Source organism: Rubripirellula reticaptiva, from assembly GCF_007860175.1.
GTDB lineage: Bacteria > Planctomycetota > Planctomycetia > Pirellulales > Pirellulaceae > Rubripirellula > Rubripirellula reticaptiva.
Genome location: NZ_SJPX01000001.1, coordinates 823,139 through 840,999, shown reverse-complemented (window position 1 = coordinate 840,999; position 17,861 = coordinate 823,139). Strand labels below are relative to the sequence as shown.

12 protein-coding genes and 1 tRNA gene are annotated in these 17,861 nt (G+C 55.2%); 7 read left to right on the top strand and 6 right to left on the bottom strand.

Annotated elements, in window-relative coordinates; genetic code table 11:
• Window positions 1–57: 57 nt before the first annotated feature.
• The 4 genes from Poly59_RS03155 (at window position 58) to Poly59_RS03140 (ending at window position 4,033) form a co-directional block, all read left to right on the top strand.
• The gene (locus Poly59_RS03155) at window positions 58–348 is read left to right on the top strand and encodes a hypothetical protein (protein WP_146532587.1); all 291 of its coding nucleotides are present in this window, start codon (window positions 58–60) and stop codon (window positions 346–348) included.
• Window positions 345–1,205 carry a carboxylesterase family protein gene (locus tag Poly59_RS03150; protein WP_146532586.1) on the top strand — a complete coding sequence of 287 codons (861 nt, stop codon included), beginning with the start codon at window positions 345–347 and terminating at the stop codon, window positions 1,203–1,205. Before Poly59_RS03155 ends, Poly59_RS03150 begins: the two co-directional genes overlap by 4 nt.
• A 72-nt stretch (window positions 1,206–1,277) precedes the next feature.
• On the top strand, window positions 1,278–2,318 hold the full coding sequence (locus Poly59_RS03145; protein ID WP_146532585.1) for an agmatine deiminase family protein: 1,041 nt from the start codon (window positions 1,278–1,280) through the stop codon (window positions 2,316–2,318).
• Window positions 2,319–2,494: 176 nt separating this feature from the next.
• Entirely contained in the window at window positions 2,495–4,033 is a 1,539-nt protein-coding gene (locus Poly59_RS03140; RefSeq protein WP_146532584.1) for a hypothetical protein, read from the top strand.
• Window positions 4,034–4,147: 114 nt separating this feature from the next.
• On the opposite strand, the gene Poly59_RS03135 is transcribed toward Poly59_RS03140, so the two are convergent.
• Window positions 4,148–5,587: a Gfo/Idh/MocA family protein gene (locus Poly59_RS03135; RefSeq protein WP_146532583.1), complete on the bottom strand. Its 1,440-nt coding sequence runs from the start codon at window positions 5,585–5,587 to the stop codon at window positions 4,148–4,150.
• 164 nt (window positions 5,588–5,751) lie between these two features.
• Window positions 5,752–7,863 carry an FAD-dependent oxidoreductase gene (locus Poly59_RS03130; protein WP_246151336.1) on the bottom strand — a complete coding sequence of 704 codons (2,112 nt, stop codon included), beginning with the start codon at window positions 7,861–7,863 and terminating at the stop codon, window positions 5,752–5,754.
• Between the two features lie 352 nt (window positions 7,864–8,215).
• On the opposite strand from Poly59_RS03130, the gene Poly59_RS03125 reads away from it, so the two are divergent.
• The 3 genes from Poly59_RS03125 to Poly59_RS03115 all read left to right on the top strand — a co-directional run bounded on the left by Poly59_RS03125 (window position 8,216) and on the right by Poly59_RS03115 (window position 12,232).
• Complete coding sequence (locus Poly59_RS03125) at window positions 8,216–9,733, top strand: type II secretion system protein GspD (RefSeq protein ID WP_186775989.1); 1,518 nt, start codon at window positions 8,216–8,218, stop codon at window positions 9,731–9,733.
• A gap of 213 nt (window positions 9,734–9,946) precedes the next feature.
• Window positions 9,947–10,495: a rhodanese-like domain-containing protein gene (locus Poly59_RS03120; protein WP_146533227.1), complete on the top strand. Its 549-nt coding sequence runs from the start codon at window positions 9,947–9,949 to the stop codon at window positions 10,493–10,495.
• A 66-nt stretch (window positions 10,496–10,561) separates the two neighbouring features.
• Entirely contained in the window at window positions 10,562–12,232 is a 1,671-nt protein-coding gene (locus Poly59_RS03115; RefSeq protein WP_146532581.1) for an FAD-dependent oxidoreductase, read from the top strand.
• 20 nt (window positions 12,233–12,252) lie between these two features.
• Here Poly59_RS03115 and Poly59_RS03110 read toward each other — a convergent pair whose 3' ends face one another.
• The 4 genes from Poly59_RS03110 to Poly59_RS03095 form a co-directional block, all read right to left on the bottom strand.
• Complete coding sequence (locus tag Poly59_RS03110) at window positions 12,253–13,857, bottom strand: TolC family protein (protein ID WP_146532580.1); 1,605 nt, start codon at window positions 13,855–13,857, stop codon at window positions 12,253–12,255.
• Window positions 13,858–14,067: 210 nt separating this feature from the next.
• Window positions 14,068–16,395 (bottom strand): serine/threonine protein kinase, encoded by a 2,328-nt coding sequence (locus Poly59_RS03105; RefSeq protein WP_146532579.1) that lies wholly within the window; start codon window positions 16,393–16,395, stop codon window positions 14,068–14,070.
• Window positions 16,395–17,018: a sigma-70 family RNA polymerase sigma factor gene (locus Poly59_RS03100; RefSeq protein ID WP_246151335.1), complete on the bottom strand. Its 624-nt coding sequence runs from the start codon at window positions 17,016–17,018 to the stop codon at window positions 16,395–16,397. Before Poly59_RS03100 ends, Poly59_RS03105 begins: the two co-directional genes overlap by 1 nt.
• A 440-nt stretch (window positions 17,019–17,458) precedes the next feature.
• Window positions 17,459–17,544, bottom strand: a tRNA-Leu gene (locus tag Poly59_RS03095).
• Window positions 17,545–17,861: the final 317 nt, after the last annotated feature.

Here is a 17,861-nt window from a genome sequence, read left to right as displayed (position 1 = left end):
GGCAGCTTCCGATTCCATTTCTGTGGATCCGCTTTCCTCGAACCCCCCGCTTGATCCATGGCCCGCAAGGTCGTCAGTCGCAAGGCAAAAGCCGCCGAGGCCGAAGCTGCCGAAAAGCTCATCACCGATCAAAAAGCTAAGAAAAAGTCGTCTAAGCGGACGAAAAAAGCCGCTGCTGACGTTCGATTGAGGCTTTATTGGGGCGTCTTCAGCCAGAACCTGAAACGCGTTGCGGTCTTCGAATTTGACCAGCGAAAAGAGGCTCAACAGCGAGCCGAAGAGCTCAGCAAGGGTGGCAAGTCGCCTCACTTCATCCAGAAGGTCAAAGAAGAGATCAAGCTGGAGTGAATACGGCAGTTAGACGCATCGGTTTTTTGCTGGGCATTTGGCCACTTTCCTTTGCTCTGATGGGCGGGATGTTGATGGGGCGATTCACCTGGGGCGATTCACCGGCGGCAAAGGTTGAGGATTTCACCAGTGGAGTCTTCAATGGTTTGCCGTACCGAATGCTCGTCCCCAAACCGCTGCAAGAACCAACCGCCAAGCGGGATCCAGCGGCTAGCGTCGCCACCAAGTATCCGCTAGTGCTGTTCCTGCACGGCGCCGGCGAACGAGGTGATGACAACCAGGTCCAGTTAAAACATGGCGCGAAAGAGTTCGCCCGTCGCGATCGGCGTGATCAATTTCCTGCCTTCGTCGTCTTTCCCCAGTGCCCTGTGGGCTCTCGGTGGGTCGAGTCGCCGTGGGATCTTACCTCTGGTCGTGGCGAGTTCGCTCGCGCCCCTTCGACACCCATGAAAGTGGCGCTCGAACTGGTCGATCACTTGATCGCGAACGAGTCTGTCGATCCTGATCGCGTCTACGTCACTGGTTTGTCGATGGGCGGTCAGGGAACCTGGTTCGCGGCGGCCACGAAACCAAACCGCTTCGCTGCGATGCTCGAAGTGTGTGGCGGTGGCGACCCTACGTGGGCCCAAGATTACGCCGGCATTCCGATCTGGGGTTTCCACGGGCAAGCCGACAAGGTGGTGCCAATCGGACGCGGTCGCGAGATGATCGCAGCGCTCACTCTAGGCGGACATCACCCCGAACTACGCTTTACCGAATATCCGGGTGTCGGACACGACAGTTGGACTCAGACGTACTCGCGTGACGATGTTTTCGAGTGGCTATTTTCCCAGTCCAAGCAGACTTCCAAACGCTGATCGTGTGCGTGTTGATGGTTGGTCGGCCTGCGAAATTTCCCGCGTCCGCACTCTCTCTGGCACATTCCCACCATGCCAAGTTCGTCGCTTCAATTGTCTGACTTACGAGTTCCGGCCGAATGGGAACCGATCGAATGTGTCTGGCTCGCATGGCCGCACTCACTGGACACTTGGCCCGGACTGTTCGACGCCATCCCTGGCTTCTATGCCGACTGGGTTCGCCTGATTGCCGAGTCGACGCCCGTCCGGATTTTGGCTGGCGGTGATGTCGCTAAGTCATGTGAAAAATGGGTCGGGTCAATCGCCAATGTCGACATTGTTGATGTCGCGACCAATGATGCTTGGGTCCGCGACTACGGCCCGACGTTTGTCGCCAATCAAAGCGATGGACGGATCCATGCGGTCGACTGGAAATACAATGCTTGGGGCGGCAAGTATCCGCCCTGGGACGCGGACGATGCGGCCGCCAAACTGATCGCTGCTCATGAAAAGATTGCGGTCCAGTCCAGCCCTCTGTGTGTCGAAGGCGGTGCATTGGAATTCGATGGTCGCGGCCGGCTGTTGACGACGCCCGAGTGCTTGATCACCGACACGCGAAATCCGAACTGGACGAAAGCTCAGGTTTCGCAAGAACTGCACCGGCGACTGGGGGTCACTGAAATTGTCTGGTTGGATGGTGGCGGTCTCATCGGCGACGATACCGACGGGCACATTGACCAACTCGCTCGCTTCGTTGACACGAAAAATGTCGTCGTCGCGGTTGCTGACGATGAAGACGACCCGAACTATCCCGGGTTAGAAGAAAACTTTCGGCAACTGCACCTGTGGGCTGACGCGACCAAACCACGAGTGAATGTTCATCGATTGCCGATTCCGCCCGAACGCAAAATCGGCGGACAGCGGGTGCCCGAGAGCTATTGTAATTTTCTGCGATTAGGGCCTGATCGTTTGTTGGTGCCCACCTTTGGCGCTGGAACCGATGGCCAGGCGATCGCGATTCTTGGCGAGGTGTCCGGCGTTTGTCCCGAGCCGGTCGATTGCCGAAACTTAGTTTGGGGTCTGGGGGCGTTGCACTGTGCAAGTCGCGAACAGCCTGCGGCACACAGGTCGTAAATTCAGGCTCAAAGTCTGGTATTGCAGCAACTCCGTGCGTCCGAATTTCGTTGCTCGGTACACGTTGACCGGCCCCGGCATTTGCCTGGGTTCCAGTCCGGATCCTATCCATCGGTGAAACCGTCAGGCTATAGTTCAAGGCACTGAATTCGCTCCCCGTATTTTGAAGTGATGCGATGTTGTGTTTGCGTGGATGTCTTGCTGGTTTGTTTTTGCTTGTCGCCTCATGGGCTTTGGCCGCTGATCGCGACGCGCTCTTGAAGCAGCCGGCCGCCGGGATCAACTTTACGTCGCCGGTCGATTATTCGTCGGAATTGCCGTTGGTTGATGTCTTTCGCACGTCGCGGAAATGGATCTCGCAAACCGAGGGTGCAGCCTGGGGCAAGGGCCCCGAGTTGGAACTGGATCCCCACGGTTATGTCACGAAGCTTCAGCCCGGTTCGTGGGTCGAAACACCCGTCTGCAACATTGAAGGTGGCCACTATCCAAGTGGTGTCTACACGTTGATCTATGACGGTGAGGGTGAAATTGAAATCGGCGGTGCAGGAAAAGTTACCAAGCGAAATAGTGCCGGCAACTACAGCGTCATGGTCGACGCAAGTCGCGGTCCGATCTGGGTTCGTGTTCGCCGTATCGATCCCGAAAATCATGTCCGCAACATTCGATTGATCATGCCCGGTTTCCTGGATACCTACCAAGACAATCCATGGCGTCCTGGATTCATGAAGCTGTGGTCGTCGATGAAAGCTTTCCGCAGCATGGACTGGCAACATACCAACAACTCGACCATCAAGAACGCAGATGACTTTCCGTCGATGGAAGATGCGAACTGGACAGAGCGAGGATTGCCGCTAGAAGTGATCTGTGACTTTGCCAACCGCACCCGTCAAACGCCTTGGGTTTGCGTGCCTCACTTAGCAACCGATGAAGCGGTTCGTCACATGGCAATGGTCATCAACGACTCGCTGGACAAAGACGCGTGTGTGATTGTCGAGTATTCCAACGAAGTTTGGAACGGCCAATTCATGCAGTGCCAATACGTTCAACAGCGCGGTGTCGAGCTGAAGCTTGGCGATAAACCGTGGGAAGCCGGTTGGAGCTACACCGGCAAACGTTCAATCGAAGTCTTCAAGATTTTCGAAGACGTGTTCGGCGGCACGGACCGCTTGATCCGCACGTTGCCATCTCAATCGGCGAACGCCTACGTCGCAGGTAAGATCGTCGAAGCGGCGATGAAAGATGGTTCTGCCGACGCGCTTGCGATTGCACCCTACATGGGCATGAACGTTCAGCCCGAAAAGGTTGCCGAGATCCTGACGCTTGGCGTCGAAGGAATCTTCAAGAAAGCGAATGATGAAATCTTGCCCGAAACGATTCGTCACATCCAGGACAATTTACTGGTTGCCAAAAAGAACGGCTTGGCATTGGTTGCTTACGAAGCTGGCCAACACTTTGTTGGCATCGGTCCGGCGATGAACAACGATGCCCTGACCAAGCTGCTTCATGATGTCAACGCCGACCAGCAAATGGGCGTTTTGTATCGTAAATATCTTGAGGCCTGGTCGGAAAACGGTGGCTCACTGATGTGTCTGTTTTCGTCGACCGGGTCTTGGTCCAAGTATGGTAGTTGGGGGCTGACTCAGTATGCCGATGACGATCCCAGTGCGTCACCAAAACTGAAAGCCGTGTCGGAATGGGCCACATCAACAAAGTGACAAGTTTGCGGCTTGCTGGCTATTGAGAATGACCTGAAACCAGGCTCCCAGGCTCCCAGGCTCCCAGGCCACCGGTGCGACCTGGGAATGGGGGGGATCGATTCGCGCGTCGTGCTAAACGATTTCCGGGACTTCGTAGCCCTTGCGATACTCGCGGCGAAGCAGCTTGTTAGCCGCTTCGCTACCTTCGCCGGTGAACTGTTCCGTCTTGGTGTCCATCGTCAACATCGGGCTGATGTGGACTTGGTCACTGTTCATCGTCAATTCATAGGCTTTCAGGTGATCTTTCATTTCACCGATCAGGGTTTCCCACTGGGTAAGATCAACTTGTCCAACACGATCGCCACTTGCCGCTTCGCCGGCGCGGAACGCGATGTTGGCCAAATTGCACCAACCGGTACTGTCATTTCCGACTTCGATTTCCGCATTCAAGATCGATCGGTCCTGGGTGCGAACGGCCTCGATGAAGTTGGCTTGGTGTTTGTCGTCGCCGTTGCCGCTGAACGAACGAATCTTTTTGCCGTCTTTGTCGAAAGCAGTGCCACGACCTCGCTGGCCTTCGTAGCGACCGCCTTCGCAGTATGCGACATAGCCGCTTGGTGGCCCTGGTTGCGCCGGGCTCTTCTTGCTGCCCGGAGCCGCTGGCAGATTTGACAGTCCGATCACAACCGGAATCGCACCAGTGTCAAAGTATGCGAAGTGAACGTTGGGGGTTTGGCCTGCATCGTTGTACGCAATCCGCCCGCCGCCGCCGAGAATCTGTTTCGGCAATGCGACCGAATCTTGGAAGACCGTGTTGCGAACGTCATCCAAAACGTGAACGCCCCAGTTGCCCATCTCACCACTGCCGGTGTTCCAATCCCAGTGCCAATCGTATTGCAGATTGTCACGATAGATCGGTTGATCTTGAGCTGGGCCAAGCCACAGGTCATAAGCTACGCTCTTGTCGATTTCGAGCGGCGTATCCCGCTTTCCGATTGGCCCACGGATGCCATAGCGATTCACTCGGGCTGCTTGAATTTCACCAAGAGCTTTTTCTTCGTGTAAGAACTTTTTGATTTCGGCTTGCATCGGATCGGATCGTTGTTGCGTTCCGATTTGGCAAATTCGGTTGTACTTGCGAGCTGCCGCAACGGTTTGTCGGCCTTCCCACTGTGAATGCGAGAGAGGCTTTTCGACGTAAACGTCCTTGCCCGCTTCCATCGCCCAGATGGCTGCCAAGCAGTGCCAGTGATTGCAGGTTGCAACCACGACGGCATCGATGCCATCGGATGCAATCAGTTCACGTAAATCGGTGTAAGTCTTGGCTTTGGGAAAGCGTTTTTTCGCAGCTCCCAAACGAGATTCGTCGACATCGCACAAAGCGGCGATGTTGACTCCGTCAATCTTGTCAAAGCTGCCCATCAATTGGCCTGCACGGCTACCGCAACTGATGAATCCGATGTTGATTTCGCTGGTGGCATTGGCCGCGCGGGAAACGCGAGGTGACAAAGCTGTGGCGGTGCCAGCGGCGACCGAGGTGGCGAGGAAGTGACGACGATTCAAGCGGGTCATATCGAAAAATTCCAAGGATGGTGTGAAAGAAGGTGTAGAGGGTGATGGAGTGAGTGGGGGCCGACAGTGCCTAAGTAACTCAATCGGAAAACCCGTTGGGGGCTTTCATTGTCGCTGATGACGCCTGGCCGTGCAGGCGCTGAATTGGCTTTTCTGGCCGAAATTTATTCGCCAACTGGCAGAAACTGCACCGCATCGACGACGACGTAGCCGTCTGCATGATCGGTTTCAATTCGAACCAAGCCGCTGTCGCCAAAATCGTAAATTCCCAGTTTGTGGAAGAGGCCCTTGATCGGTGGTTTTTCGCGTTGATTGACGGTTGATTTTGTGGTGCCGCCCAAGTGAGTGACGGTGACTGGCACGTTGGATGCGCGATTGTTGTTCGGTGGATAAGACAAACGCACTTCATAACGGCCGGGCTTTAAATCTGCCTTGAATGTGGCAGACTTTGCCGTGTCTCGGTCGTCTTGGTTGTGGTGATATCCGCTGTCTACAAACGGAGAATTGACATCTGATAGATTCCAGTCGCCGGTGAAAACGGCCGACGTGTCGTCGATGACGGTGCCATCGATCTTCTTTGAATTGTTGCGATAGACTGAGTCTAGTTTTAGCACTTGCCCGTCTTCGACTAGCTGGGTTTGTAGCGAGTCGTAATCCAAGTCTTGAATGGCTTTGGCTTGATCGATCGAAAGGCATGCCGCTGTGGCAGCCGACTGGCCCAAGACCATGAAGACCGGTTCCATACGGATCGATCCGAACGCGATATGGCTGGATGAAACACAAACGGGAACCAACAGATTTTCGCACTGTGATTTCTTAGGAACAATCGAACCGTAGGCGATTTCGTAAGGACGCGGTGTTTTGACACCAATGTCACCCTCGTTTTGCACGTGACCGTCTGGCGTGACGTAGCGTTGGACGTTGTGGGAATCGAGGGTGTACGAACCCATGCCGACCGAAGAGGGTGTGTCGACGCGATCCAAGCAGTCGTGTTCGGTCATCACGTAGTCGCCAATCATGCGTCGTGCTTCGCGAACGTAAAGTTGGTGTGGCCATCCACCCGTGTCGCGGAATTCGTCTTTGGGCAGCCCCCATTTCGCAACCGGCTCGCGAACCTCGTCGGGAACGCGAGGGTCGTTCGCCATGAAGTACATCAGTCCCTTTTGATATTGCTCGTGCTCGGCAATGATTGCTTTCCGTCGATCGTAATCGGCGTTCGGGTAGTCATAGTTCATGCCGATGTTGTCGGTGCTAAACGGACCATGATTGTTGGTGTCCGTTTTGTGGTTGGGCATCGGATCAAATTTATTGAATTGATCTCGCCAGCCATTGTCAAAGACACGCAGCAGCAATTCATATTGAGACGCGTCGTAGCCGTCTGGTTTGGGTAACGGAATTCGGTTTTCGGCAATGTTCGTCAAGCACATGCGGAAGCAGTAGGCTTGAATTCGATCATCGCCATCACCTCGCTTACCCGGTGGAGCCGCTTGGATTCGCGGCAGTAATCCACTGTTGGGATCGCCAGGAACGACGTACGGATCGGTCGCTTCTTTAAAGTAGTGTGCATGATGCAGTACTCCAGTTTGGATTCCGTTGTACGTTTCGTTGTAAGTCGCGTTCGATTCGCGTCCGACGTGAAATTCGACACCGGCGGCTGCCATCAAGTCGCCTTCATACGTCGCGTCGACGAACATCTTGCCACGATACGTTCGCCCGTCGGTGGTTCGAAACGATTCGATGCGGCCTTCTTTTTTCGTCACGCCTGCATCGCTTCGATCAAGCCACTGATTCCGTTGGACAGGAATGGAGTATTCGGCTATCCAGTCTTCGAAAATTTGTTCGGCGACGTGCGGTTCAAACACCCACATCGTTGAACCGTCGCCCGCCGGGCCGGGCGGACTTTGGTTGCGGTCACCGAATTCAGATTGCGATTGCTGTTTCCAAGCTTCCGGGCGTTGGTAGTGTTTCCAAACCCGATGATAAAATTGTCGGCTTAGACCACCGATGGCGTCTTTCTTGCCCGTGTCGGTCCATCCCAATCCGCCCGAGGTCAAACCGCCCAAGTGGGTTTCGGGACACACGATGATCGCTGTCTTGCCCATTCGCACCGTTTGAACAGCCGTCGTGATCGCTGCGCTCGTTCCGCCATAGATGACAACGTCATAGGGCGGGTGATCTTCGCCGATGCAAAACGACGGGCAGAGGCCAATCGCAATGGCCATCAGACAGGCGGCAAAGATGGCGCATTGGTTGCTGGGATACTGCATAGGATTCATAAGGCAGATTTTCGGTGGGGACGGTATAGGTGTGAGTGTTCAGGTGTGATCTGTTCAGGCTAGATCTCAGGCGATCGTACAGGGTCTCGCCGTGCGGGACGCCCAGATTAGCACGCGTGAAACTCAATTGCCAAATTGCCGCTCAACTTTGTCGCGACTGGTGCATAGTCGCTGCCGATAACCAAGATGATGGTGAGTCGGATTCTTCCGGTCCGGTAAAGGTGCACGATTCAAAGTTTGGCGGGATATGCGGTCGATTCAAGCAATCCGAGACTGCTTCGCAACGATGCTTTGCGTCGTCTGCTGCGCCGTTGCGGTCGCTGATGAGCCGAAAAACAGCAAGCTGATTCGGATGCCGATCCCAGAAGGCGCCTTTGGCTCGGTTCAGGACGAGACGGTTTCGTTGGCATTGAACCACCAGCTTTTAAGGCAACAAGGTCTCAAATCACCGTTCACCGGTCAGAAGAAGACGCTTGATTGGTTGGATATGGCGATAGAGTCGGACGCTGTGCTGCAGGTTGCCGGAGAAGTCCAGTTGGCGCAGGACTTCCAAACAGATGAACTGATTCCGATTGATGCTCCCGAGCCAGTCGACGGCGTGGATTTGTCGACGGCGGATGACCAAGTCACGTTGGTGGCAACCAGAGCCGAGTTGTCGGCGGTGCTGCGAATGATCGCAGACCACCACCATTTCAACTTGGTCCTTGCGCCCGATGTTGAGGGACCGGTGACGGTCAGCATTCGCGGCGCCACGTTGGATGAAGTTCTGGATGCGATCTTGGGCGTGGCCGGTTTTTCTTGGCACCGTGTTGGAAACTTACTGTACGTGACCGGCGCTCCCAACGAGGGAATGGATCCGCGAGTCCAAGGGCGTTACCTGCAGGTCTATCCGCTCGATTATGTTGCCGCCAACGACGTCGAAGGTGTCGCCAACAGTCTGCTGTCACAAGTGGGCAATGCCTTCGTGACCGAGTCCGATCCGACTGATCATCTGCGAACGCGAGAAATCTTGGTCGTCGAAGATACCGCTGCGAGCCACCAGCGCATTGCATCGTACATTGCACAAATTGATGTGCCGCCCAAGCAAGTCCTGATCGAAGCGCATGTGCTGCAAGTCACACTGACGAACGATCAACGGCACGGTGTCGACTTGCAGTCGTTGGCAAGAATTGAGAATAGCAATATCGAATTGAAGGGTTCTGGTTTCACAGGATCGACCGATTCGGGACCGTCCGTCGCGCTCAGCGTGAAGGGCAAAGACATGACCAGCCTGATTGAGTTGATCGAAGAATGCACGAACTCGCGGACTCTTGCGTCGCCGAAGTTGTCAGTCGTCAATCAACAGGAAGCCAAGATCCAAATCGGTCAGCGTCTTCCTTATTCGGTGTCGACTACCACTCAAACAACGACGGTTCAGTCGGTCGAGTTTTTGGACGTCGGGGTGGTGCTGACCGTTCTGCCCGTCATCACGGATGATGGCAACGTGTTGATGACGGTGCTGCCCAAAGTCTCGGGCGGTAAGATTCTGCAAAGTGGTTTTCCCGAAGAAGAAACCACCGAGGTTCAGACGACCATCATGATCCCCGACGGCGGCGGTGTCGTGATCGGCGGACTGATTCGCGAAGAGAGCCTGAAATCGCGTTCTTTCGTGCCGTGGTTGGGCAGGGTGCCGATGTTAGGAGCTTTGTTTCGGCGCAAAGCTGACGAAACGCGACGCACCGAAGTCATCGTCGCACTCGTTGCGCATGTGATTCATGACGGTGTCGGCCCGCGCCAGCAGGAAGTCATGGATCTGCAACAGGCTGCGCCATTCTATGAAAGCACCGAACTGATTGACGGTCGCTTTTCTTCGGTCGTCATCGAGCAATAGCTCTCCCTTCTGTCGCACAGGCTGCCAGCCTGTTTCGTTCGGCACTCTGCTTTGTCCGATCCTTTCGTATAAGCACGTGACGCAGATGCCTTTACCGCGAAACGCCGAAGATGTCCCTGTTGCTATGTCGTCACGTTCCGATATAACGACATGTTCAGTCGGGGCAATTGGACCCGCTGTGACGAACCACTCTTCTTGAATAATGGCATTTCCATGCAAACGATTGACGTTCGACAACTCGCCGGCAAGATGCGTAACTCGCCCATCGACCTCATTGATGTCCGCACGCCGGTGGAGTTTCGCGAACTTCACGCTGATGGCGCGTTGAACGTACCACTCGATGGCTTGGTCCCTGCAGAACTGTTGCAGTCGCGCGGTGACCGTGCCAATGAACCGCTCTATCTGATTTGCAAAAGCGGTGGCCGGTCCGCAAAGGCTGCCCAGAAGTGCATTGACGCTGGATTCATGAACGTTGTGTCAGTTGATGGTGGTACATCAGCCTGGGCACAGGCGGGATTGCCAATCCAGCGAGGAAAGAAGGCGGTATCCTTGGAACGTCAAGTCCGAATTTTGGCGGGGCTACTTACGCTCGTTGGCGCCATGCTTGGATACTTTGTGCATCCTGCTTTCGTTGGGCTTTCGGCATTCATCGGCGCGGGATTGATGTTCGCCGGAATCACGGACACCTGTGGAATGGGAATGATGTTGGCCAAGATGCCTTGGAACAAGGTTGGCGATGCAGGCGCTTGCCAGGTTGGGTAGATCACGTTTCAAAATTCAGTGGCAGCAAAGCGTTCACGAGAATCAACAACTTAGGAAAACGAAGCGATGAAAATCGTCATTATCGGTGGAGTTGCGGGCGGGGCATCAGCGGCAGCGCGAGCGAGGCGTTTGTCGGACGACGCCGAAATCATCGTACTTGAACGAGGTGCATACCCTTCGTTCGCCAACTGCGGATTGCCGTACTACGTTGGCGGCGAGATCCAGTCTCGCGAAAAGTTGCTCGTTGCACCTATCGCGATGCTTCGTACTCGCCATCGTTTGGATGTTCGCGTGCGATGTGAGGTAAAGTCGATCGATCGTGCGGCAAAGGAAGTCACGGTGCACGATCTGGAATCCGACAAAACCTACAGTGAATCGTACGACAAATTAATCATCGCGACTGGCGCATCGCCACTGCGACCACCGATCCCCGGCATCGACTCGTCGCTAGTGTTAGAGCTGCGGGATTTGAAGGATGCCGATCGAATGCACTCGTTGGCAACCTCAGACGCCAAGCATGCAGTCATTGTGGGTGCCGGTTTTATCGGGATCGAAGTCGCCGAAAATCTGCACCGTCGTGGTATCGAAGTGACGATCGTCGAATTAGCCGATCAAGTGCTTCCGCCCTGGGACCACGAAATGATGGCTCCGATCGAAGACCACTTGCAAGCACAAGGCGTCAACCTGCGCCTGCAAGACGCCGCCGCCGGTTTCGTCGAATCCGATTCAGGGCTGCAAATCCAATTGAAGTCTGGCGCGGTCATCGACGCTGATTTCGCCGTAGTCTGCATCGGCGTGCGTCCGGAAAATAAACTTGCAGTCGACGCATCGATTACCTGTGGTGATCGCGGTGGCATTGTGACTAGCGAAAATATGTTGACCTGCGACCCTGATATTTACGCTGTTGGTGATGTTGCCCAGGTAGTCGACTTTGTCACCAAGCAACCCGTGCAAATTCCACTAGCCGGACCGGCAAACCGCCAAGGACGCATCGCCGCCGATCATATCTTTGGTCGGTCATCGACGTTTCGTGGGACGCAAGGTACCGCGGTGGTCGGCGTATTTGGAATGACAGCCGCGATGACCGGCCAGAGTGAAAAGCTGTTGCGGCGCAGCGAAACTGAATTTGAATCGGTCTACATCCACCCGACCGATCACGCCGGATACTATCCCGGTGCGAAGCAGATGACGTTGAAGTTGTTGTTTGATCCAACCACTGGGCGAGTGCTGGGTGCCCAGTGCATTGGCACCAATGGCGTCGACAAACGCATCGATGTGATCGCGATGGCGATCCAGGGCGACATGACAGTATATGACTTAGAAGAGGTCGAGTTATGCTATGCACCTCAGTACGGTCACGCCAAAGATGCCGTCAACATGGCCGGGTTTGTGGCGTCGGGTGTCGTGCGAGGTGACCAACCGATCGTGCATGAAACCGTTCTCGAATCCGGATTGCCAAGCAACGCGTTTGTGTTGGATGTTCGATCGGCGGCGGAGTTCGCGGATGGTCATATCGCCGGCGCGACGAATATCTCGATCGAAGAGCTTCGCGATCGACTTGACGAGTTGCCACGCGACCAGAAAATCATCGCCTACTGCAAAGTCGGTCAACGTGGATATTTGGCAACCCGCGTGCTGATGCAAAACGGGTTCGATGTGTCGAATCTCAGTGGCGGCTATCTCAGTTGGTGCCGGTCATCTGAAAGCAGGAATGTGGACGATTCAATTGCTTGTTGAATCGCAGCATCACTGAGAGCTTATTGTCCGCCAAACGATGCTCCGCGGATGCCGTCACCATCGGTGTAGTCCATTGGTGCGTCCAGCCCGTCGGTTAACAGCAAGCCGTCCACGTTTGCACTGGCTTGCGCCAGTTTGCCGCGGGCAGCGATCAACCGGATCGATGATTCGTAGTAACTGCGGCGGACAATCAACACTTGCAAAAAGTCCAGTTCGCCGGCCCGGTAGGCTTCTTCGGAAAGATCCAAGCTCTTCCTCGCTTGCGGAATGATCTCTTGGTCGTACTTCAGCACCGTTGCGATCGAAGCGTCATATTCTTGAGCCACGCGAGCGAGGCGTGACTTGATCGACTGTTCGATCCGCTTCACGTTTTCGATTGCACGGGTGTAGTCTGCGTAAGCTGCTGAAATGTTGCCGCTGTTCTTGTTCCAGACGGGAATAGGCGCCGACACTTGTAGGTTGATCATCCCCGAGTCGGTCCCATTGTCGTACCCGGCTCCAAACTGTGCGGTGACATTGGGGATCATCTGCACTTGTTGACGTTTTAGCAGTGCTGACTTCTCACACACCAGTGCATTGGCGACCGCAAGTTCGGGGCTGGTCGCAATGATTTCGCCATAGGCGGCGTCCCAAGACGGCGAGTGGGATTGCGTGTCGAGTTCGGCGACCAATCGTGAAGGTGCCAATGACGAGAGGCCTGCGATTGCGGCCAAGTCTTGCCATGCGGCGCGGTAGTTGATCGCCAACTGTTCGCTGGCCAAAGTCACCTCGCTTAGTAACGTCTTCGACTGCAAGACTTCGATCAGAGTGCCTTCTTCGGCGTTCTGACGTTCGATCGCGACTTCGACGCCTCGCTCGGCCAGCTTTGCAAACTCGAGCGTTGCATCGAGCTGTTTTTGGGCCGCAAGAGTTTCGTAAAAACGCACTCGCACATCGGTCAGAATGCGATAACGTTGGGTTTCGATCTCGTTGCGTTGTGCCGACGTGGTATGTGCCAGTACTTCGCGGTTGAGCGCTAGCTTGTTGCCGCGAACAAATTCTTGCTCGATGAACAATCCGTGTTGGTCGGTGTTTCGATCGGCGATCTGCTGTCCAAAGTAACCGAGCGTCGGATTGGGGCGGACGCCGACTTGGCTGCGCAGGCCTGCCGCTTTGCTAAGCGTCGCGCTAGCAGCCGACAACGCTGGATTATTCGAAATCGCAGCCTGTTCAACCTCGGCGAGTGTGTAGCTCGATCCAAATTGGGCTTCGGCAGCGATCGGTACCGCAGCCTGATCGGGCGTCGGGATGGACATCGTTTCCGATTCGTCCGACGGGATCACCACGGGTTCTAGATCTATCGTGTCGATTGCGATATCACTGCTGGACACCGTCGCGTCTGAATAGCTCGGCGCCACATTCGCGTCTGCGTTGTAGCCGACAAGCGACACGCCACTGGCGGTTGGTGTTCGTTCTGTTGCGGCAGAGTCCGAGACCGCTGGGGCTGGGCTAGCCGCGATCGGGGTGGCCTGAGCGACCGGCGTAATTGGGGAAATGGTCGATCCGGTCGGAGTGCCGCCGATGGTCGCACACCCGCTAACGGCAAAGGTGATGAGTAGCTGCGAAGCGATCGAGAGGGTTTTCATGACATCCTGTCTTTGAAACACGTTTGCTGGTTGTCAATCCTTTTGCACATCCATGCACAATGAATCGGCACCGTTGCCCATGCTCGTGTGCATCGGCAAAGACCGCGGTTTAGGGTGATGCGATGACCGGCAATTGCCAAAATCGATGCGTCCAAACGCCGGTGAATCCGTGCAATCGGTACAACCGACTCGCCGGGGCTCGGTCAAACGCTAGCCCGTGAATGGTTTGCCAATCAGTTCGTCCCATTTCTGTTTCTGTTCCGGCGTCAGAATGTCCATGATGTGGTTCACCGTGTTTAAAGTCACCGCCGATCGCCACATGTCATAGGGCGGCCGGCGTTCTTCGCGATCAAACCGGCGCGGTGGTCCATCGCCATCACCGAATTCATCCGGCGGTGGTCCGTCGCCCCCGCCGAATCCACCCAGTGGTGGGCCGCCTTGGCCCATCCCAAACCGGCGCGATGGATCATGATCAGGGGGGCCACGTCGTCCGCCGTCACGCCCACGTGATGGATCATCGATACCGAGTGGACCGTTGCCGCGGTTGGGCCGAGTCTGGTTGATGATTCGGTTGATGTCGATTCGCTGCTGGCGTGACAACTCAAGAGCCGCGACGACTTCCGATGTTTTGAACGTGAACGGCAATCGCCTTTGCCGAGCAATCTGTCGCAATCGTGTCAGCTGGTCTTTGCTGAGATATCCGGATACAGAAACATCGAACTCGGTCAACAAGTCAGTCATCTCGTCGTTGCCAGTGCTCAGTCCGCCCAGGTACTGATTCACCATCGATTGACGTTGCGAGTAAAATTCGTCGATCGCATTTTCAATCACTTCCGCCTTCGCAGGATCCATCGCCAGTTCGGTCTGCACCGCACGGTCACCCAGGTGCATCAACAGCGAAACGTTGTCCAAAATCGTCAGTTCGTTAACCATTTTAGACACTCGGTCCGAGGTCGCTTCCAATTCACTTGCCAATGCTTGGTCGTCGGATCGAACGTCCATGAAGTCACGATAGAATTCAAGCGACGTCTCCAAAAAGCTGCGGCGAAGATCTTGCAAGTCTGGCCGATACGCGAGTTCGCTTTCGCTCAAACTGCTAAACGTGTCCACGGCAGACCGAGCCTGCAGGAAACTTTGTTCGGCCAGTCGTCGCTGTTCAGTCTCACGATCGAGTGCGCCTCGCGTAGCTTGTTGTTCTCGCCAAATGATCAATGTTGTTGCTGACAATGACAATGTCGAAATCAGTAACAATCCGCTGGCAACCGCAACGACTCCGTTGTTGCGTCGGCGCCATTTTGCGACTCGTTCTAAAGTCGTTGGCGGTTTGGCTTTGATCGGTTTGTCATCGAGCCAACTTTGCAGGTCATCCGCAAAGTCGCCTGCAGTCGCATAGCGTTCGGCGGGCAGTTTCGCGATCGCTTTGCGAACGATCGTATCCAATTCAAGGGGCAGTGAGGCCTCGATCGATCTTGGCGACAAAGGTTCTTGATCGGCAATCTCGTTCAACATTTCGCGATAGCCATCGCCGCGAATCGCCGGTTGCAACGTCAGCATTTCGTACAGCGTTACGCCCAACGAATAAATGTCGGTGCGATGATCCAGTACCGCGCGGTTCCCCGACGCTTGTTCAGGGCTCATGTATCGCAGCGTTCCCATCGGGTCGCCTGTACGAGTCAGCGATGAAGTTGTGTCTTGAACTTGGGCAAGGCCAAAGTCGGTGACCCACAGTTTGCCGACCGAATCCAGCAACAAGTTCGCCGGTTTGATGTCACGGTGGATGACACCATATCCGTGTGCATGGTCCAGTGCGTGCGCGGCTTGGACAGCCATTCGCACCATCGAATGAAAGTAACGTCGCCGATCCGCATTCGTGTTCAATGCCGTTGACTCGATCTGGCGTCCCGTCACCGTTTCACTGGCGTCCGCGACGTTGGTCTTCACGCTGGTTTTTTCACTCGGGTTGTGATTTGGCGAGTTCGAATCGCGAACATTCCCAATCAAATCTGCCAGCGTCTTGCCGTCGATCAACTGCATCGCATAATAGTGCACACCACGGTCGCTTCCGACCGCATACACGGGCACGATGTTGGTGTGGTGAAGCGCTGCCGCGGCATGGGCTTCGTTGCGAAACCGCTGCAACCGAACTTCGTCCAGCCCGCTGGCAAACGGCAATACTTTCAGCGCCACCCGTCGCCCCAGCGACAACTGAATCGCCTCGTAAACGACTCCCATGCCGCCGCGTCCTAATTCGCCGACGATTTGAAAATCGCCGATTGGCTTGGCCGTGAATTCGGCATCTGGCACGACCATCGCGGCTGGTTTGGGCGGGCCCATCGCATGGATCATCGCTAACCCTTCAAGCGATGGCCGAAGTTCGCCCGCGATATCCGCGTGCTTGGATAGGTACTCGTCCAGCGATGGCGCGTTGCCGTGGTCCAGCATCCTCATGTAACGCTTGACGGCGATGACAACTTTATCGTCCTCGCCGTCGGATTGCGGCGTGACTGGTGAGTCTTCCGTCAAGTCATCGTTGGGCATTAGGATCCTCCCATGGTCGTTTTCAATTTTGCCAAGCCACGTACCCAAAGTTTTTCAACGCTGTTGACACTGCGTTCCATCATTTGTGCAACCTCTGCGAACGGAAGTCCTTCGACATGACGAAGCGTGATCACTTGTCGGTAGTCCGCCGGCAGCGACTCCAGAGCTTCGGCAAGTTGTAAGAACGCTTCGTTACGTGCGAAATGTTGGCTCGGCGACGTCACGTCACCTGCGATTTTTGAATGCAGGAAGCCCGATGCGCTCGCCAGACTTTGATTCAGACTCTGTTCCATCCGCGGATCTCGCTTTTGAGTCCCCAGATATCGGCGGACATGCATCGACAAAATGTTCGACAGAATTCCACGCAACCAACCTGCAAACTCTTCTGCCGATTCACCACGAAATTCTTCGATGCTGCCATGTGCCGCTAAACAAACCTCTTGCGCCAGATCCGATGGATCGGCTTTACCTTGCATGTGATTGTGTAGCCCCGTCCGCGCCAGGAACACCAAGTATTTGCGATAGCTCAGCAACAATTCGCCAAGCGCGTCGGCGTTACCATCGCGAGCTGACGCCAACAATTGTTCGATCGATTCACGGTCTGGGGTTGATGCGTTCGACACAGTTCATTCGAAGTAAGTTAGGGGAACCCGATGATCCATTTTGACAGGATTCACGTCGAAAAAAATCGTGTAGCCGCAAAATTCGCCATTCGCAGCACCCCCTTAAAAACAAAGTTGCCACCAACCGCAAATTCCGCCACCGGGAAAGTCGATTTTTGAAGAGACTCCGTAATCGCTTGGTTTGGGACCACATTGCTGCGCTTCGCAGACCAAGAATCGACATCATACCGCGGCCACCATATTCGGCGACGATAACCCAGTCGCCCAGTAGCTTCACGACTTCATCATCAAGCAGTCAAGAAAATCACAGCCGCCGACCAGGGCTGCAGCAGAAGTGCCCCATGGCGTTCAGAAGCAATCAGCCGGAATCGGCGACGGTCCAAAGACCGTCAAGAACGGGGTTTTAAGCGCTGGCGACCACCAAGCAAAACCCTTACCAGTACCCAGGGCGGGACTCGAACCCGCAAGGGCGTAACCGCCCGGCAGATTTTAAATCTGCTGTGTCTGCCAATTCCACCACCAGGGCATGCCGTAAATTACGGTTTTTTGATGTTTCCGGCGATCCCCGATTGGCGTCGGGGTCGCTGGCGGGACTTTTTTGAATGTCCAACGCTCATCAGACGCCATTCTAACGTGATCGTCTCTGGGCGGGTATCCACGATAAACGTCAAAACTGTACGTCATTGTTCGGCTCGGATGTCTCCCTTTGAGGCCCAATTGTTGCCGTACTTTGTTCGGCACGGCGTAGCGATCGAGGATGTCAGCACTGTCGATGGGCTGCCTTGATCGCCCGACCTTACTAATTCTCACTCTCAGCACGGCAGCGTCGTTGGTCTGCATATT